At 73.1% G+C, this 18,484-nt stretch carries 10 protein-coding genes; 6 read left to right on the forward strand and 4 right to left on the reverse strand.

The window, feature by feature from the left end:
* Nucleotides 1–13 precede the first annotated feature (13 nt).
* Nucleotides 14–2,701, forward strand: a complete 2,688-nt coding sequence (locus WMF28_RS25980; RefSeq protein WP_437596010.1) for a protein kinase domain-containing protein — start codon at nt 14–16, stop codon at nt 2,699–2,701.
* A gap of 388 nt (nt 2,702–3,089) precedes the next feature.
* On the forward strand, nt 3,090–3,938 hold the full coding sequence (locus WMF28_RS25985) for a GDSL-type esterase/lipase family protein (protein ID WP_437596011.1): 849 nt from the start codon (nt 3,090–3,092) through the stop codon (nt 3,936–3,938).
* Between the two features lie 28 nt (nt 3,939–3,966).
* Here the strand turns inward: WMF28_RS25985 and WMF28_RS25990 are convergent, their stop codons facing one another.
* A complete protein-coding gene (locus tag WMF28_RS25990; RefSeq protein ID WP_437596012.1) occupies nt 3,967–4,782 on the reverse strand; it encodes a hypothetical protein in 816 nt (271 codons plus the stop codon).
* 545 nt (nt 4,783–5,327) lie between these two features.
* On the opposite strand from WMF28_RS25990, the gene WMF28_RS25995 reads away from it, so the two are divergent.
* Both WMF28_RS25995 and WMF28_RS26000 read left to right on the forward strand, forming a co-directional pair.
* Entirely contained in the window at nt 5,328–9,557 is a 4,230-nt protein-coding gene (locus tag WMF28_RS25995) for a TOMM system kinase/cyclase fusion protein (protein ID WP_437596013.1), read from the forward strand.
* A 106-nt stretch (nt 9,558–9,663) separates the two neighbouring features.
* Nucleotides 9,664–10,128 carry a BMA_0021/BMA_0022 family TOMM bacteriocin gene (locus WMF28_RS26000; RefSeq protein ID WP_437596014.1) on the forward strand — a complete coding sequence of 155 codons (465 nt, stop codon included), beginning with the start codon at nt 9,664–9,666 and terminating at the stop codon, nt 10,126–10,128.
* 1 nt (nt 10,129) lies between these two features.
* Here the strand turns inward: WMF28_RS26000 and WMF28_RS26005 are convergent, their stop codons facing one another.
* Both WMF28_RS26005 and WMF28_RS26010 read right to left on the reverse strand, forming a co-directional pair.
* Entirely contained in the window at nt 10,130–11,302 is a 1,173-nt protein-coding gene (locus WMF28_RS26005) for an amidohydrolase family protein (RefSeq protein WP_437596015.1), read from the reverse strand.
* Between the two features lie 29 nt (nt 11,303–11,331).
* Nucleotides 11,332–13,539 (reverse strand): TOMM precursor leader peptide-binding protein, encoded by a 2,208-nt coding sequence (locus WMF28_RS26010; RefSeq protein ID WP_437596016.1) that lies wholly within the window; start codon nt 13,537–13,539, stop codon nt 11,332–11,334.
* A 215-nt stretch (nt 13,540–13,754) separates the two neighbouring features.
* Here WMF28_RS26010 and WMF28_RS26015 point away from each other — a divergent pair, with 215 nt between their 5' ends.
* The gene (locus WMF28_RS26015; protein WP_437596017.1) at nt 13,755–15,608 is read left to right on the forward strand and encodes a sigma 54-interacting transcriptional regulator; all 1,854 of its coding nucleotides are present in this window, start codon (nt 13,755–13,757) and stop codon (nt 15,606–15,608) included.
* A gap of 109 nt (nt 15,609–15,717) precedes the next feature.
* Here WMF28_RS26015 and WMF28_RS26020 read toward each other — a convergent pair whose 3' ends face one another.
* The gene (locus WMF28_RS26020; protein WP_437596018.1) at nt 15,718–16,593 is read right to left on the reverse strand and encodes a sensor histidine kinase; all 876 of its coding nucleotides are present in this window, start codon (nt 16,591–16,593) and stop codon (nt 15,718–15,720) included.
* 706 nt (nt 16,594–17,299) lie between these two features.
* On the opposite strand from WMF28_RS26020, the gene WMF28_RS26025 reads away from it, so the two are divergent.
* Nucleotides 17,300–18,220 carry a transposase gene (locus tag WMF28_RS26025; protein WP_437596019.1) on the forward strand — a complete coding sequence of 307 codons (921 nt, stop codon included), beginning with the start codon at nt 17,300–17,302 and terminating at the stop codon, nt 18,218–18,220.
* Nucleotides 18,221–18,484: the final 264 nt, after the last annotated feature.

Below are 18,484 nucleotides of genomic sequence, written 5' to 3' on the forward strand. Positions count from 1 at the left end.
TCCTGACCAGCCCATGCTGCCCGGCAGGCTGCTCGACGACCGCTTCGAGCTGGCGGAGGTCGCCGGCTCCGGAGGGATGGGCACGGTCTACCGGGCCATCGATCGCGCGAGCGGCGAGGTCGTCGCGGTCAAGCTGCTGCGCCGGGTGGACGCGCGCGCGGAGGCGCGCTTCCTCCGCGAGGCCGAGGCGCTGTCCCGGCTCACGCACCCGCACATCGTGCGGTACGCGACGCACGGGGTGGCGCCGACGGGGGAGCCGTACCTCGCGATGGAGTGGCTCTCCGGCGAGAGCCTCGCGGATCGGCTATCGCAGCAGGAGCTGCGCGTCGGCGAGAGCGTCGCCCTCGCGCGGAGGGTGGCGGACGCGCTCGGCGCGGCGCACGCGCGCGGGATCGTTCACCGCGACATCAAGCCGAGCAACCTCTTCCTGGTCGACGGCGCGCTCGATCGGGTCAAGCTGCTCGACTTCGGCATCGCGCTGCTCTCGGACGCCACGTCCCGCCTGACGGGGACGTCGGCGGTGCTGGGCACGCTGGGCTACATGGCCCCGGAGCAGGCGCAGGGCGACCGGGCGGTGGTCGATGCGCGCGCCGACGTCTTCTCGCTCGGCTGCGTGCTGTTCGAGTGCCTCACCGGGCAGCGGGCGTTCCGCGGGCAGCACCTCTCGCTCGTGTGGAAGCTGCTCCTCGAGGCGCCGCCGCGGGCGACGGACCTGCGGCCCGAGGTGCCCGAGGCGCTCGACGCGCTCCTCGCGCGGATGCTGGCCAAGGACCCGTCGGGGCGACCCGAGGACGGCGCGGCCGTGGCGCGCTGCCTCGACGCGCTCGGCGCCCTGGGAGCGGGCGGCGCCCCCTCGCGCCTGCCTCGCGCCGAGGCCATCAGCGCGAGGGAGAGGCGGCTGGCCTCGATCGTGGCGGTCCGGCCCGCGCAACCGTCGTTCTGCGCGACGACGGAGTCCCTCGATGTGCGCGCGCCGCCGCCGGGCGCGCTCGCCGTGGTGCGCCGCGCGACCCTGCCGCTCGGCGCGCAGGTGCAGGAGCTCGGCGACGGGAGCGTGGCGGCCATCGCGGCGAGCGCGGGCGGCGCGACCGACCAGGCGGCGCTCGCGGCGCGCTGCGCGCTGCAGATCCGCGCGCAGCTCCCCGGCGCGGCGGTCGTGCTGGTGACGGGGCGGGGCGAGACAACGGGGCGAGCGCCGTTCGGCGAGGTGCTGGACCGGGCGGCCGCGCTGCTGGAGGAGGCCGCCGCGCCCGCGCCCGCGCCCGCGGACGGCGGGCGCGGGGGCGTCCACATCGACGCGGTGACGCGGGCCCTGCTCGACGCGCGCTTCGAGGTCGTGGCGCAGGACGGGATCGCGCGGCTCGAGGCCGAGAACGAGATCGGCGAGGGGGCGCGCGAGCTCCTCGACAGGCCGAGCCCCTATGTCGGGCGCGAGCGGGAGCTGCAGCAGCTGCTCGAGCTCGTCGACGACAGCTTCACCGAGCGGCGCGCCGCGGCGGCGCTCGTGACCGCGGCGGCGGGCATGGGCAAATCGCGCCTGCGCCACGAGGCGGTCGAGGCGCTGCGCCGGCGTCACCCCGGCCTGGTGCTGAGCGTCGCCCGCGGCGACCCCCTCGGCGCGGGCTCCGCGCTCGCGATGCTCGCCGGAGCGCTGCGGAGCGCGCTCGGGATCGCCCCCGACGAAGCGCTCGACGTGCGGGGGGAGAAGGTCGCGCAGGCGCTCGGGCCGCTGCTCGCGGGCGAGGAAGGGCGGCCGGCGGCCGCGGTCCTTGGCGAGCTGCTCGGCGTCGCCCCTCGGGACGCGGCCGCGCCGGCGCTGCGGGCCGCGCGGCGCGATCCGGCGCTGGTGGCCGAGGAGAGCCAGCGCGCGTACGTCGACCACGCGCGGGCAGTGACGGGCGCGCGCCCCATGCTCGTCGTCCTCGAGGATCTCCACTGGGGTGACGCGCCCTCGGTGAGGATCTTCGATCGGGCGCTGCGGGAGCTCGGCGATCGCCCCTACGCGGTGCTCGCCTTCGCCCGGCCCGAGGTCCACGCGCTGTTCCCCCAGCTCTGGGCCGAGCGGGGGCTCTCGGAGCTCCGGCTGCGCGAGCTGCCCGCCCGGGCGGCCGAGCAGCTGGTGCGGAGCGCGCTCGGCGCGTCGCTCGCGGCCGAGCAGGTCTCGGCGCTCGTGCGGCGGGCCGGGGGCAACGCCTTCTGCCTCGAGGAGCTCATCCGGGCCGCGGCGGAGGGGCGCGGCGGCGCGCCGCCGGAGACGGTGCTGGGCATGGTGGAGGCGCGCCTCGCGGCGCTCGGGCCCGAGCCGCGGCGGCTGCTGCGGGCGGCCAGCGTCTTCGGGGAGGTCTGCTGGGCGGGGGGCGTGCGCGCGCTGCTCGGCGCGCCGGCACCGAGGGCGAGCGAGCGCGATGCGTGGGCCGAGCTGGTCGATCGGGAGGTCCTGGAGCGTCGGCCGAGCTCGCGGTTCGCGGGCGAGGAGGAGCTCGCGTTCCGCGATGCGCTCCTGCGGGAGGGCGCCTACGCGATGCTCACCGATCGCGACAGGACGCTCGGCCACCGGCTCGCCGAGGCGTGGCTGAAGGAGGCCGGCGAGCAGGACCCGGAGGTGCTGGCCGAGCACCTCGCGCGGAGCGACGAGACCGGGCCGAGGAGCCCGGATCGCGCGTTGGGGTGGAGCGACCGCCGTGGTAGGGGCGTCGCATGAGCGCGGTTTGCAGCTCCAGCGCGGGCCGGCCGACGAGGCGCGAGCCCCGGAGGCACCTCCGCCCGCCGACGGGTTTCAATGACGCCTCAAAAATGCACCGGGTGTCCCAGGAAATGCGCCGCGGTCGACGGCTTCGAGAAAAAAGCGCCCATCCGTGATTGATTGGAAGGCGTCCCGGATACAGGGACGCTGGAGGAAAGGCTCGTTCATGCACTGGGACGTTGGATCTGCCGCTCGTCGGAGGGTGGCCCGGGTATCGTGGGTCACGCTGCTTGCCCTGGCCTGTTGCACGGATCCGGGGGCCTCCGGGGACGGCACCGGAGCTGGAGCGGGAGGGGCCGGCGGAGGCGCGTCGCCCGAAGCGAGCAGCTCGAGCGCGGGGAGCACCGTGGCGTCGACGGGGACCGCTGGCAGCGCCGGGGCCGGCGGTGACGCGCCCGCCGGAGCGGGGGGCTCGGGCGGCGATCCCGGCGGCGGCGGCGGGTCAGGCGGGATGGAGCCGCTGCCGAACATCACGATCTGGATCGCGGGCGACTCCACGGTCGCCAACGGGCAGACCCCCTGCCCGGCGGGCTGGGGCGGCCAGCTCGCGGCGCTGTTCGACGAGCGGGTCACCGTCGTGAACCGCGCCGTCGGCGGCCGCAGCGTGCGGACGTGGCTCTACCACGTGCAGACCGCCATGGATAGCGCGGGGGAGTGCGTGCTCGATCGCGACTCGAGCGGCGAGCCCGTGCTGCAGGACAGGTGGACTGAGATGCTCGACGGCATGAAGCGGGGAGACTACCTGTTCATCCAGTTCGGCATCAACGACGGCTCGCGCACGTGCGATCGGCACGTGGGGCTCGACGCCTTCAAGAGCAGCTACGGGATGATGGCCCTCGCCGCGCAGGAGCGAGGCGCCCAGCCCGTGTTCGTGACCCCCGTGAGCGCGATCGCCTGCAATGGCAGCACGGCCCGGGGGACGCGCGGCGGGTATGTGACCGCGACCCTCGAGGCGGGCGAAAAGCACGGCGTGCCGGTGATCGATCTCCACGAGCACAGCGTCGCGCTGTACAACACCCTCGGCTTCTGCCCGGTCCCCGGGGGAGACGTGAGCGGGACGACCGGAGGGCCGGTCGGCGAGTTCTTCTGCGATGATCACACGCACTTCGCGCGCTCCGGCGCGGAGCAGATCGCCAGGGTCGTCGCCGGCGCCCTCCGCGCTCAGGAGCTCGGCCTGGCCGCGTACCTCGAGTGACCCCGCGCCGGCGCGGCGCGGGAGCCCCTCAGAAGCCGATGTCCTCACGGATGGCGGCCACGATCTTGCAATGGTTCACGAGATCGTCCGTCGTCTTGACCTCGCTCGTATAATTGAGACCGTACGGCCAGAAGTGCTGGCTGTCCGCGTGCACGACATCGCTCTCGTTCCCCGTGATGGCCCTGAGCTGGCGCGTCGCCGCATCGCCCGTGAAGATGCCGTCCTTCACCAGCGCCACGAACTCGAAGCTGCCGACCCCCAGGGTGTGGCCGATCTCGTGCATGGCCGTGATGTGATTCATGGAGGCGAGCGAGCCGAACCGGATGGATCCATTGACGTTGCCGTCGGCCGTCGCGACCGATGGCACGTAGGACACCGACAGGCTCTTCTCGATGCTCGTGTGGCAGTTGTAGTGCGACAGCGCCTCATCCATGGCGCTCGTGATCATGTCGTACGCGGACTGCTGCTCTGCCGTCGGCGCAGGCGCCTTCGCGAGCGTGTAAGAGATCCCGCCCATTCCCACGCAGCCGGTCCCCTCGCCCCCGCCCGCGCCGCCCGCGCCCGCGCCGCCGGTGCCCCCGCCGCCGGTGCCCCCGCCGCCGGTGCCCCCGCCGCCGGTGCCCCCGCCGCCCCCCTCCGCGAGGCCTCCCGCGCCGTCGTCCCCGCCGGCGCTGCTGCTGCTGCTGGCCGAGGTCTGTCCGCCGGAAGCCGCCGCGCCGCCGCTCCCGCTGGCGACGCCGCTGTCGTCGGTGCCCGCAGGGCTGTCACCCGACCCCGAGCACGCGACCGGACCGGCCGCCGCGAATGCGAGCAAAACGATGTTCGTCGCCAGTTGCCTCAGCATGTTTCGCACTCCTTCCAAAGAACCTTGCGTCGTCGCTCACAGGCCGTGGGGCGCTCGCGGCGCATCGCGCGACAGCTCGCCGACGAAGCCCGCGCCCTCGCCCTCTCACCGGCGGCGTCAGAGGTCAATTCGCTGCAGATCGCAGGGATTGAATCGGCAGCTGCGGTAGAAGATTCCAGCGGCCTCGGACAGCTCCGGACGAGCTCCGCCGCCGCCCGGTGAGCGGCGCGCCGCCCCGCGCGCACCGGTCCGCCTGCCGGCCGCGGCGCTCCCGCGACGCCGGTCGGGCGCGAGCGCGATTCTGAATTTCTTCATCAGGTGCGCCGGAACCGGACGACCCTCGACGGACGTCCGAGGCTCCACACCTTATATGAGCTACCGTGAGCAGCGAGGTCGGCCGTGGATAAAGCCTTATTGACGAGGTCGACAGCCGCCCTGCGCAAGCGCATCATCGACCAGGCGAGCCGTCCGGCGCCGCGCGCCGCTCCTCCCGGAGCGCGCCCGCTCGCCCTGCCTCGCCGCGCCGCCCAGCAGGGGGAGCGACGATGAGCCGGACCGCCATCGGCCCGGGAGCCGTGTTCCAGGAGCGCTACGAGATCGTCTCCGCGCTGCGGGAGAGCGGGTTCGCCGACGTCTACAAGGGGCGTCAGCTCGCCACCGGGCAGATGGTGGCCATCAAGGTCATGCGACCAACCGGGGGCGGCAAGCCCGCCGACGTCGCCCGGCGCTGCGCTCGCTTCCACCAGGAGGCGCGGTTCTGCGCGCAGCTCCACCACCCCAACATCGTCCGGCTCATCGACGCCGGACAGACGGACGAGGGCACGCTCTACACCATCTTCGAGTTCGTGCCCGGCAAGAACCTGGCAGAGGTGCTGGCCGAAGAGATCGCCCTGGAGCCGCGCGAGGCGCGGCACCTGATGCTCCAGATCCTCGACGCGCTCGGCTGCGCCCACGGGCAGAACGTCGTCCACCGCGACCTCAAGCCCAGCAACATCATGATCGTCTCGACCGGCGCGCGGCGCAACGCGCTGGTGCTCGATTTCGGCATCGGCGCGCTCATCGCCGGGGCCATGGAGGGCATCGACGCCAAGCTCACCCCGAGCAACGAGATCCTCTGTACGCCCGCCTATGCAGCGCCGGAGCAGCTCCTCGGGCAGCCGGTGAGCGTGCGTTCGGATCTGTACGCCTGGGGGCTCGTCTTCCTGGAGTGCCTCACCGGGCGGCCGTCGATCGCCGGCAGGTCGCTGCAAGAGGTGCTCTTGCGACAGGCCAGCTCCGAGCCGATCCCGATCCCCGCGGCGCTCCTCGGGCACCCGCTCGGCACCCTCCTCAGGCGCGCGACCCTGAAGAACGTGTCCGATCGCGTCGTCACCGCCTCCAGCCTGCTGCGCGCGCTCGAGGCCTGCGACGTCGAGGAGCTGAGCCGTGAGGACCTCGTCGCGCCCGCGCGAGCGCTGGACCCACCGATGGCCCCGGACGCGCCGGAGAAGGACGGCTGGGTCCAAAGCGCCAGCGAGACGGCGCCGCTCGCTCGGCTCCCGCGGGAGGGCCGGGCGACGCCCAGCGACCGCGCGGCGGCAGACACGCTGCCTTCCCCGGCGACACCGCGCCTGGACGACACGCCCTCTCCCCTGGAGGGGGAGCGCGCCGGCGGCGCCAGCGCCGCGTGCCTCGACGGCGAACGGCGGCCGCTCACCGTCGTCTGCTGCGCCTTCACCACCTCGGGCCCCGGCCTGAAGAGCGCCGACGTCGAGGAGATCGACGACCTGCTCGGCGAGCAACAGGACGTCTGCTCCGAGATCGCCCGCCGCCACCGCGGGCGCTTCGCCGGCGCGCTGGGCGATCAGATCCTGCTGCATTTCGGCTACCCGTCCGCGCAGGAGGACGACGCCCGGCGCGCCGCGCGCGCGGCGCTGGAGATCGTGGAGGACGTCCGCGCGCGCAGCGCGCGCCTGGAAGCGACGCGGGGCCTCTCACTCGAGGTCCAGGTCGGGCTCCACACCGGCCTCGTGATCGCCGGCCAGTGTCCACGCTACACACAGCACCTCGGGACGACACCGCAGATCGCGTCCCGGCTGAGCGCGCTCGCGGCCCCGGGCACGATCGTTGTGAGCGGCGACGCGTTCAGGCTGCTCCGGAGCCGGTTCACGCTCGAGCAGGTGACGTCGCACGACCTCTCGTATGCGGACCGCCCGGTCGCGATCTACCGCATGGGGCAGGAGATCGCTGTCGCGCCCCAGGACCAGGACACCGCAGGCCGGGATACGGAGCCGCTGATCGGCCGGAGCCAGGAGCTCGATCTCCTGCTCCAGCGCTGGGGCCAGGTCCGGCAGGGCATCGGGCAGAGCATCCTCGTCACCGGCGGGCCCGGGATCGGCAAATCCCGCCTCAGCTGGGAGCTCGCCCGGCGGCTCCACGGCGACTGGCACAGCTGCCTCGAGTGCCGCTGCACCCCCGACCGGCGCAACAGCGCGCTCCACCCGATGATCGAGCTGCTCGATCGGCTGATCGACCCCGGCCGGGACGACGCGCCGGGGCGCCGGCTCGCCCGGCTCGAAGGGCTCCTGTCCCGCCGCGGCTTCGACCTGGAGGAGACGGTGCCGCTGTTCGCGGCGCTGCTGTCGATCCCCCTGGAGGCGCGCTACTCCGCCCCGCAGGACCCGCCGCCGCGGCAGAAGGAAAGGACGCTCAACGCGCTCGCGACAATGCTCTTCGACATGGCCGAGGAGCGGCCCGTCCTGTTCATGGTCGAGGACCTGCAATGGGCCGATCCGACGAGCCTGGAGTGGCTCGGGATGCTGATCGTCGACGTGCCCTCGACGCGGCTCATGGCGCTCCTCACCGCGCGGCCGGAGTTCTCGCCGCCCTGGTCGACGTCGGGCATGCTCCAGATCCAGCTCGGCCGCCTGGATCGCTCGCACGTCGAGCACATGGTCGCGCGGCTCGCCGGCGGCCGCTCGCTGCCCGAGCCGCTGCTGGCGCAGGTGGTCGAAAGGACCGACGGCGTCCCCCTCTTCGTGGAGGAGCTGACGCGGATGGTGCTCGAGTCCGGGTCCCTCGTGGACGAGGGGGACCATTACACGCTCTCCGAGCCAATCTCGGCGCTCGCGATCCCGACGACGCTGCGGGGCCTCTTGATGGCGCGCCTCGACCGGCTCGGCAGGGCCAAGGAGACGGCCCGCATCGCCGCGGTGCTCGGCCGGGAGTTCAGCCTGAAGGTGCTCAGCGCCGTGTCCACGCTCGACGGGGAGCTGGTCCAGGAGGACCTCGATCGGCTGATGGCCGCGGACCTCGTCCACAGGAAGCGCCGGCTGAACAACCCGACCTACCTGTTCAAGCACGTGCTCATCCGGGACGCCGCCTACGAGTCGCTCTCGAAGCGGAGCCGGCAGAAGCTGCACGCCCGCGTGGCCCGGACGCTCGAGGAGCGCTTCCCCGAGATCGCCGCGGCGCGGCCCGACCTGCTCGCGCACCACCACGCCGCCGCCGAGCAGAAGCAACAGGCGATCGCCTACGCGGAGACCGCGGCGGAGCGCGCGCTGAAGCGGCCGGCGAACGCGGACGACAACGAGGCCGTCCTTCATGTGACGCAGGCGCTCGGCTGGCTCGAGGCCATCACGGACGACCGGGAGCGCGCGCTCGCCGAGCTGCGCCTGAACAGCCTGCTGATCATGGCGCTCCTGGAGCGCCGCGGGTACATGCTCCAGGAGCTCGCGGCGGCGGTGAAGCGCTGCGAGGAGCTGAGCGACGCGTTCGGGGACAGCCCGATGACCGCGCCGACGCTGTGGGCGATGTTCTGGTACCACAACTTCCGGAGCCATCGGCGCGAGGCGCGGGCGCTGACGGAGCGGCTGCTCGGGATGGCGACGCGGTCGCAGGACACCGGCCAGCTGGTCGCGTCGACGGTGCTGCTGGGGAATTGCCTGTTCTTCGAGGGGAAGCTCGCCGAGGCTCGCCCGCACCTCGCGCGCGGCATCGCGCTCTACGACCCTGCGCATCGGGAGCAAGTCGCCCTGTATGGCTTCGATCCAAAGACCAATGGCCAGTACACGCTCGCGCTGTTGCTCTACCTGATGGGCAGCCCGGCGCAGGCGTTCGCCCAGGGGGAGGCGGCGGTGGCGTGGGCGCGCGAGCTCGACCACCCGAACACCCTCGGGATGGCGCTGCTCCACCTGGCCGGCGTCTATCACTACGGCCACGAACGGGAGAAGGTCGCCGCGGTGACCGACGCTCTCGTGCAGCTGACCGAGCGCCATCTCCTCTGGTTCAAGGAGCTCTGCTGGGCCATGCGCTCCTGGGCAGAGCGCGACCTCGAGAAGCTGAGGCGGGATGTCGAGGCGATCCGGCGCACCGGTCAGAAGATGGGATTGCCGTACTGGCTCTCTCTCGTGGCGGAGCTCGAGGCCGAGCGCGGGCAGCACGAGGCCGCGGTCGAGCGGCTCGCGGGCTGCTTGCTGCTCGCCGCGGAGCTGGGCGACGTCTACTACGTGCCGGAGCTCTACCGCCTGAAGGCGCTGTCTCTCCGCGCCTGCGGCGCCCACGCGGAGCAGGAGAGCGAGCGCTGCCTGCGTCAATCGATCGCGATCGCGCGCGAGCAGGGCTCGCGGATGATCGAGCTGCGCTCGACGCTCTCGCTCTGCCGTACCCTCGTGCGGCAGGACCGGCGCGACGAGGCGCGCCCGCTGCTCCGGGAGATCGACGGCTGGCCTGTCGAGTGCGCCGATCTGCCCGAATTTGCCGAGGCGCGCACGCTGTACCAGGAGCTGGCCGGTTGAGCTGTCACGGCACCTTCTCGAGCGCTTTCCATCCCCCGCGGAGGGCTCGACGGGGGGCGGCGCCGGCTCCATGGTTCCTGGGGCGCCTGCACGGATGGAGACAGCCATGTTTTCCCCTCAGTCATCCAAATACGAGTCTGGGACGTCGGAGACCGAGAGCACAAGGGCGCAGGTCGAGGGTGGAGGCGGTTCGGTCGAGATGCGCCCGCCGCGCGAGCGAGGCGCGACGGAGGACGAGCTCCTGGAGCTGGAGTCCGCGTGGCTGCGCGCCGTCGCGCTCACCTGGGAAGACCCGGCGCAGCTCGCTCGGCTGAAGAGGGATCCGCGGGAGTTCTTGAGGGCCTGCTGCAGCTATACGCTGCCGCCGGGGATCGAGCTCACCCTCCGCGAGGCGCGGGAGCCGGGCTCGCCCAGCGGCGACGGGTGGCGCTTCTGCGAGCAGCGCAAGGGCTGGGATCCATCGGCGAGCGCCCTCACGCTCTATATCCCACCGCCGCCGGAGCTGTCCGAGCGTCCCGTCGCGCTGGCCGAGCTCGCGAGCGACGCTTCGCTCTCCGTCCTCATCTGCTGAGTCACGCCTCGATCCCGTAGAACCTGGCGGCGTTGTCCCAGAGGATCTTGCGGAGGGCGTCGCCGGGGAGCCTGCCGCGGAGCGCGAGCGCCCGCTCCACCATGCCCGCGTCGTGGTCGATGTGGGGGAAGTCCGTCCCGAAGATCGCGTTGCCCTCCCCGAGCCACGGGATCGCCTGCGCCAGCAAAGGCTCGTCCGGCTCGATCTCGATGAAGCACTGGCGGCGGAAATACGCGGACGGCTCGCGGCGGACGTGCGGCGCGACCTCGTCGGCCAGGCCGCGGTACTCGATCTCGTCGAGGCGCCAGAGCCAGTAAGGCAACCACCCGCAGCCGGCCTCGAGGAAGGCCACCCGCAGGCGGGGGTGGCGCTCGAGCACGCCGCCCTCGATCAGCGCGAGCAGCGCCATCATCTGCTCCATCGGGTGCGAGCAAGCGTGCAGGGCGAAGCGGCTGCGAAAGCGGTCCGCGCCGGCCGCCGGCAGCGAGGCGTGCGCGCCCTCGTGGAGGGCGACCGCGATGGAGCGCCGCTCGCACTCGGCCCAGAACGCCTCGTAGGCAGGGTCGCCCAGCGTCCGGCCCGCGACGGGGTTCGGCCGGAGCACGACGGCGCGGAAGCCGAGCGCCACCGCCCGCGCGAGCTCGGGCACCATCTGCGCCGGATCGTGCGGGCTCATCAGCGCCACGCCCCGGAGGCGCCCGGGGTCGTGATCGCAGAAGCCGCGCAACCAGCTATTATAGGCCCTCGCAAAGGCGCTCGCAAGCGGCGGCTCCAGATGGGCCATGCCGAGGAGCATCAGCGCGAGGGTCGGGTACAGGAAGGCCACGTCGATGCCCTCGCGGTCCATGTCCTCGACCTGCGTCCGGGGCAGCTCGAGCGGGCCGAGCCGCGCGAGCCGCCCGGACCGCCGGCGGGCGGCCGAGGCGAGCGCGCGCCATGTCCGCGCGCTCATCCGGTGATGGAGCGGCTGTCCATCCACCATCGGCTGCGGAGGGAGCGAGAGCAGGCCCTCCGGTCCGGGGTACGCCACGCGGTCGGCCAGGGGCTCGCCCTCGCCGGTGTACGCGAGGTACGGCGCGTGAGCGCGGAGCTCCGGATCGAGGTGGGACTTCCACAGATCGAGCGGCTCGATCACGTGACGATCCGCGTCGAGGATGCGATGGCCGTCGCGCATGGGAGGGGGTCTCCTTGGCCGGATGCGGCCTAGACGTGGAGAGGCACCGGGTTCAGGTCCCCTTCCCGATTCGCCCGGTCGAGCCACCCGAGGCGGACCGGAACGTCGTAGAGGCGCCCCGGCCCGAAGCGGGGCCAGAAGTGCCGCAGCCCGGGCACCGCCACCTTGACGACGCACAGGCCCGTATCGGGCCGCGTCTGGTCGAGCACCACGGTCTCCAGGCCGACGCGCGCGGCGCGCGCCACGCAGTCGTTCACGTCGTCGCGCAGGTCGTCGCGCAGGGCGTAGGGGTAATCGCCGCGCGTCCGCGCCGGGACGGCCTCGGCGGGAAACAGGTACGGCTCGCCCGCCAGGGAGGCGCGATCCCAGCCGCGGGGCGGCCCGAGGCCGCTCGGGTCGAAGAGCTGGTTGAGCTCGGTCAGCGCCCGCTGCACCCCGAGGCGGGCCTCGTGATGACAACCGAAGCCGAGGGTGAGCCGGGCGGTGTCCGGCGCGCGCGCCACGGCGACGAACGCCGGGATGCCGAGATCGGTCGTGACGTCGAGCACCCAGAGGCGCTGGCCGAGATCGCGGTAGTGGGCCTCGAGCGCGTCGAAGTACGGCTCTCCGAAGCTCGCCAGATCGACCGCGGGCCGGCGCGCGCGGTTGTACCACCAGAGCGCGACCGCATCGCGCTCCACGAGCTCCAGGAAGCCTTGCACGATCGCCTCCTCGATGCAGTTGCCGGCCGCGTGCCCGTTCGAGTCGAACGAGCAGAACGGCTCCCCGGACGCCGCCGGCAGGTGGAGATAGCAAGCAGCGGCCGGGAGGTAGCGCCGCCTGCCGTGGGTCAACGACCATGCAGGGGCCCAGTCGATGGCCGCGGCCGGGTCGTACGGCAGGGAGACCGCCTGCCGGGGGTCGCGCGCCCGGCCGAGCTGCGCGCCGCCGGCCTCCGCCGCGCGGAGCTGCGCCTCGCTGACGTGCTGCAGGGCGTCCGGGGGGATGGCGTCGCCGCCCAGCTCGGCCAGGCGCGCGCGGCGGAGGGGCGCGTCGCCGTGGTAGGTCGCGCTGTAGCGCTCGATCGCCTCGCACAGGGCGCTCGCCCGCGCCTGGGCGGGGGTGCGGCCCTTGCCGCTGCTCGCGCGGTGGAAGTCGCCGAAGGCGGGCGCGTCGCCCGCGGGGCAGGCGCGGTAGACGGCCGCGTAGACCGGCCGGAGCGGGTGATCGCGGCCCTCCAGGGGGCCAACGCTCGCGACGAGGCCGGTCGACGGGCTCACCTGGCGGCGGACGCGCGCGATGGTCGCGTCGGGCGGGACGGCGCGGTGGCCGCCGTCGTCGGTGAAGCGCTTCGGGCGGGACGCCAGCGTCACCGGCGCGAGCGCGCGCGCCCGCGCGCCCTCGGGGTCGCCGCAGGCCGGGCACTGGGGGCGCCGCTCGACCGGGTGCTCCGCGAGCCGCATGCACGCGAGATCGAGGCTGTAGAGGCGATCGTCGAGCGGGCCGGCGCCCCCCGCGGCGATCCAGCGCGCGAGGAGCACGGCGGCGAGCCCGAGCGCCGCGCGCCGGCCCGCAGGCAGGGCGACGCGCGGAGGCAGGAGCGGGTCGCCGCCGCCGCGCCGCCGCTCCAGGTACGCCTCGACCGGGCGGTTATGCCGCAGCCGGTGCGCAAGACAGGCCCAGCACGGCCCCGCGCCGGGGCAGAACATCGGCCCCATCCACGGCTCGACCCCGCCGGGCTTGACCGGCACCCAGCGGAGCACCTCCCGGAGCGCGCGCCGGTTCCACGCGTCGAGCCCGGCGTCCAGGTAATCGCCGGTCGCCAGGGCGACGATCGGGGCCTCCGGCTGCACGACGACGCCCGCCTCGGCGAGGGCGCCGGCGAGCGCCTGCGGATCCTCACCCCCGGCCGCCCGCACGGCGACGGGCGTCGACGCGAGCCGCTCCGCGGCGCGGCCGGCGTCCACCCCGAGCGCCTGCCAGAAGCCGGCGACCTCCGGCGCCGGCGCGGCCTCGGCGAGGTAGCCCCGCTGCTCCAGCCGCATCAGCGCATAGCGGACCTCGACGGCGGAGACCTCGCCGTCGAGCGCGGAGACGAGCTCGTCCTCGGTCCGGCGGCCGTCGAGGAGCGGCCCGAGGAGCCCATAGACGCGGCCGCGGAGCATGAAGCGCTCGCGCTCGCCGATCAGGAACACGGTCTCCTTGTCACCAGCGGGCTCGACGCGCAGGTGGTGCTTGAATTGCAAGATACGAGGCATGCGAGGCATGCGCGGCATGAGGGGCATGAACACCGGACCCGATGAGCCATCTGGTGCGTCGCGGGCCGCAGGAGACGCCCGTGCCGGTGCGCAATTCAGCATCAGCGAGCGCCTGCCTGCGAGGCGGGCGGGCGGGCTCGCCGCCACGCGCCGCCCGGCGCGCAGCGTGGCGCCCAGGCCCCGGGACGACATCTCGTGAGAGGGGGATAAACAGCGTGTCAGTCATTCGCGAGGACAGCGGCATGGAGACAACGCCGCTGTCGAACAGCTTCATCGATGCGCTCCAGCGTGTCAGGCAGGACGACCGGCGCGTGGCCCTGCTCGTCTACCATCGCGACGGCGCCGAGCGCGTCGTGCTGAGCCCGGGCGCGCCGGTCGTCATCGGCCGCGCGCCGCCGTCGCAGGTCCAGATCCGCGACGTCAGCCTCTCGCGCGAGCACGCCCGCTTCACCCTGTCCGGCGAGAATGTCCTCATCGAGGACCTGCGCTCGACCAACGGCACCTGGCTCGGCGGGGCGCGCGTCGCGCGCTGCGAGGCGAAGCCGGGGGACGAGGTGATCCTGGGCAAGGTGGTGGTCGCCGTCCGCGCGATCACGGCGGCCGAGGGCGAGCTGCCGGGCCTGCTGAGCCACGAGCAGCTCCGCGTCGCCCTCGAGGAGGAGGTGAGGCGCGCGCGGTACTTCGGGCGGAGCTTCGCCATCGTCATGGCCCGGCCCGCGCGCCAGCAGGACGCCCACGTGAGCCACCTGTTCCCGCGCGTGCGGGCGCTGCTGCGCCCCGTGGACCGGATCGCGCTCTACAGCTCGGACGTGGTGGCGGCGCTGCTCCTGGAGGCCGGGGCCGAGACGGCGCTCGACGTGGCGCGCGCGCTCGCCGCGCCGCCCGGGGGCGGGGGGCCCGTCATGCTCTCGGGATTCGCGACGTTCCCGGACGCGGGGACCGTGGCGGAGGAGCTGCTCCATCGGTGCTGGAGCGCGGTGCGCAGCGCGACGGTGGATCAGCCGGTGCGGTCGGCGCCGGGGGGGACAGTGAAGAGCTATCCGGGCTCCGGGCACACCGATCCGGTCGCCGCGAGCCCCGCGATGCTCCGCGTCTTCGAGATCGTCAAGCGGGTGGCGCGGTCGTCGATCCCGGTGCTCTTGCTGGGCGAGACGGGGACGGGCAAGGAGGTCGTGGCGCGCGCGATCCACGACCTCGGCCCGCGGAGCGGGAAGCCGATGGTGTGCGTCAACTGCGGGGGGATCCCGCAGCAGCTCGTCGAGAGCACGCTCTTCGGCCACGAGCGCGGCGCGTTCACCGGCGCGTGGCAGCAGCAGCGGGGGGTGTTCGAGGCGGCGGATGGGGGGACGGTGTTCCTCGACGAGATCGGCGAGCTGCCGGCCGCGGCGCAGGCCGCGCTCCTGCGCGTCCTCGAGACCCGGCAGGTGACCCGGGTCGGCTCGAACAAGCCGATCGAGGTCGACGCGCGCATCCTCGCGGCGACCCACCGCGACATCGAGACAATGTGCGCGTCCGGCGGGTTCCGCAGCGATCTGCTCTACCGCCTGAACGCGATGACGGTGACGATCCCTCCGCTCCGGGCGCGCCCGGACGACATCGAGCCGCTCGCGCTCCGCTTCCTCGAGCAGGCGAACCAGGCGAACGCTCGCTTCGTTCGCGGGTTCGACGCCGGGGCGCTCGCGCGGCTCCGGGCCTACGCGTGGCCGGGGAACGCGCGGGAGCTGCGCAATGCGATCGAGCGGGCCGTGGTCATCGCCGAGGGCGAGTGGATCGCGGAGGAGGACCTGCCCGAGCGCGCGCGGGCGGCGCCGCCGCCGGCCGCGACGGCGGAGGAGCGCGAGCCGCCGTGCGACGGCATTGAGCTCACGGCGGCGGCTCCTGAGGGGGACTTCCTGAAGGCGCGGCTCCAGCGCTGCGAGGCCGAGCTGATCGTCCAGGCGCTCCGCAAGGCGGGCGGGAACCAGACGGAGGCGGCGCGCGCGCTCGGCATGCCGCTGCGCACGCTCGTCTACAAGCTCAAGGCGCTCGGGATCAAGCGGCTCGGGTACGCGCCGCCCGGGGATCCGTAGCGCGGGGTCATGGGTCCGTAGCGCGGGGTCATGGGTCCGTAGCGCGGGGTCATGGGTCCGTAGCGCGGGGTCATGGGTCCGTAGCGCGGGGTCATGGGCTCGACGGCGTTCACGGGAGGCGCGCGACGCTGGCCTGAATGGCAGGCTCGGGGCCGAGCGGGAGGTCGACGAGGAACGTCGAGCCGCGGCCCAGCGAGCTCTCCACGCCGATTTGGCCGCCGTGGGCGCGCGCGATCTCACGCGCGAGATAGAGCCCGAGGCCGAGACCACCGAAGTGCTCCACATCGCCCACGCGCTCGAAGCACGCGAAGATGCGCTCCTGGTCCTCGTCCGCGATGCCCGTGCCGTGATCGCGGACGAGGAGCTGCGCCCCCCTGGGAGAGGCCTTCACCTCGACGGAGATCGGCCGGCCTTCACCGAACATGATGGCATTCTTGACCAGGTTGAGCACGAGGCGCCCGATCTGCTCGCGATGCCAGCGGCCGACCACGCCCTCCGGCGTGTCGACCGAGATCGAGGTGGACGGGGCGCTGAGCTCGATCGCAAGCCCGGCGACCACCTCCCGGACGAGCGCCCCGAGATCGACGCTCTGGCGCTCGGGCGCGAGCTGGCCCGCTCGGAGCGCGATCGCCTGGAGCATGTCGTCGCAGAGCCGGGCGAGCCGGTTGACCTGCCGGCCGACGACCTCGAGCGAGGCGACCCACGTCGACGCGTCCCCCGCCTGGCGCTCGCTCATTCGCTTCATCCTCTGCACCTGGAGCGCGAGCGAGGTCAGGGGCGTCTTGAGCTCATGGGATGCGAGCGTGAGGAACTCGTCCCGGAAGCCGTCCCCTCCGTCGTGCTCCGAGGCGCGAGCAGGCCGGCGTACATCGAGGGTTCCAGTGGGCTGCGGGTTCAGGGCGGACATGGTGAGCATCCCGGTCAACAGTGGATGGTCGTTCGTGGTCGTCGCGTCGTCGTCGTCTTGTCGTCGTCGTTCAAGCATCCGCGATGCCATGCGTCCGCGCCGCGGGCCGGAGCGTCATTCACCCTGGATCTTGCATGCGAGTCCAGGCTGCCGAGGGCGGGTGTGTCCTCGCGCGCGACCTGCGTTTGCTCAAGTACGCAAGAGGCGTACGAGGAGGCGGTGTCCGTGGGCAGGGAGGCCAGGACCGCCCGCGCGCCGGAAGAGCGGGGCGAGGCGCGTCGCGCGAGCCATGCCGTGGCGGGCCACCGTGGCGGGCCACCGTGGCGGGCCGTCGGCGAGGCCGGTGTGGATGGGGAGGTGTCGTGGCCGGCGAGGACGGCGGAGCATCGAGTAGATCAGGCTCGCCAGGACGTCCTTGACCCGAACCACGTGTTCCCCGTGAGCGGCCGCAGGCTACCGAGCGACGCTCCGATCACGACGAGCTCCAGAGGTCCCGTCCCGTTCGACTTTTCCTTCAACCGGCGCAGTGACCCGACCCAGGTTGCGAAGGTTGAGCGGGCGACCCGACCCAGGTTGAGTGACCCGACCCAGGTTGAGTGACCCGAAGGTTGGGGTGACCCAGGTTGGGGTGACCCGGGTGACCCAAGGTTGGGGTTGGGGCGGGCGATCGACGGCAGCCTGGGGTGGCGGACAACCTGGCGGCCGCCACCCTCCGGGCGCACGGCAAGTCCTTGCAATCGCCCACCACGAGCCTCGGCACGGCGTTTGTTGATGTGCGCCAGCCATGAGCCAGCCCCGCGAGATCATCCCCGGCGCCACGTACCTGATCACCCGCCGTATCCTGCGCCGGCACCACCTCCTCCGCCCCGACGCGACCATCACCCAGCTCTTGGTCTACGCTCTCGCGGTCTCCAGCCGCCGCTACGGCATCGAGGTCCACGCGCTCTGCGCGATGTCAACGCATCTGCACCTCGTCGTGACCGACGTCAACGGCGTTTTGCCGCGCTTCCTGCAGTTCTTCCATCGTATCGCCGCGCTCGGCACGAAGGTGCTCCGCACGTGGGAAGGGCCGGTGTGGGACCACGAGCCCACGAGCGCGGTGCGGCTGCTGACCCGCGCCGCGTTGGTGGAGAAGATCGCGTACGTCCTCGCAAATCCTGTGGCCGCTGGCCTCGTCCAGCATGCGAACGAGTGGCCCGGCGCCAAGGTGGACGTGGGCGAGCTCGGTCGCGGCGTGCTGCACGCAGTACGGCCCTCGGCCTATCTCGACCCGGAAAACCCACAATGGCCCAAGGAAGCGACGCTCCCGCTCGCTCTGCCCCCGGCCATAGAGCAGGACAGCGCGGAAGCGTTTCGCCGCGAGGTCACCATCGAGCTCGAGCGACTGGAAGCGCAGGCACATGCCGAGGCGCAGCGGCAGGGACTCCGGTTCCTGGGCGCCGAGCGAGCCAGCAAGGTCTCCCCTTGCAAGCGGGCCACGAGCTTCGAGGCACTGCGCGATCGCAATCCGACGTTCGCGGTGGGCCGTGATCAGGGTGACGCATGGCGAATCGCTGGTGCCGCTGTGCGGGCGTTTCGCGCGTTGTACCGCGCGGCGCTCGAACGCTGGCGTGCCGGAATACGCAGCGTCGTCTTCCCGGCGGGGACGTGGTGGATGCGCACGTTCCACGGCGCCAGCGCGACCGATGTCGTGCTGGTGGTGTAGGCGCTGCGCGGGTGCGCTACACACTGAAATGCGCACGGGCGCGCGACAGCTGCGACGCGCTGTCGTGGGGACCGTTTGTTTTGAAAAGGCGGAGCGGGCGACAACTCCTCCGCACGGCGTTGCATGAATGGTTGTGCGTGGGTCATGGCGCGCCGAGCGCGTACGAGGCGGCGCCAGGGGCGAGGGGTTGTAGGGGCTGCTTGACCGAGCGGTGCCGCGCCTTAGCGGTTGGCGGCGACCCCAACCGATGGTCAACCCGGGTCG

Source organism: Sorangium sp. So ce590, from assembly GCF_051521365.1.
Lineage (GTDB): Bacteria > Myxococcota_A > Polyangia > Polyangiales > Polyangiaceae > Sorangium.

What these genes read in the sequence shown, in the direction of transcription:
- WMF28_RS26010 (WP_437596016.1), bottom strand. Translation starts at nt 13,539, where the DNA reads ATGCCTCGTATCTTGCAATTCAAGCACCACCTGCGCGTCGAGCCCGCT.
- WMF28_RS25980 (WP_437596010.1), top strand. Translation starts at nt 14, where the DNA reads ATGCTGCCCGGCAGGCTGCTCGACGACCGCTTCGAGCTGGCGGAGGTC.
- WMF28_RS26020 (WP_437596018.1), bottom strand. Translation starts at nt 16,593, where the DNA reads ATGCTTGAACGACGACGACAAGACGACGACGACGCGACGACCACGAAC.
- WMF28_RS26000 (WP_437596014.1), top strand. Translation starts at nt 9,664, where the DNA reads ATGTTTTCCCCTCAGTCATCCAAATACGAGTCTGGGACGTCGGAGACC.
- WMF28_RS25990 (WP_437596012.1), bottom strand. Translation starts at nt 4,782, where the DNA reads ATGCTGAGGCAACTGGCGACGAACATCGTTTTGCTCGCATTCGCGGCG.
- WMF28_RS26025 (WP_437596019.1), top strand. Translation starts at nt 17,300, where the DNA reads ATGAGCCAGCCCCGCGAGATCATCCCCGGCGCCACGTACCTGATCACC.
- WMF28_RS25995 (WP_437596013.1), top strand. Translation starts at nt 5,328, where the DNA reads ATGAGCCGGACCGCCATCGGCCCGGGAGCCGTGTTCCAGGAGCGCTAC.
- WMF28_RS26005 (WP_437596015.1), bottom strand. Translation starts at nt 11,302, where the DNA reads ATGCGCGACGGCCATCGCATCCTCGACGCGGATCGTCACGTGATCGAG.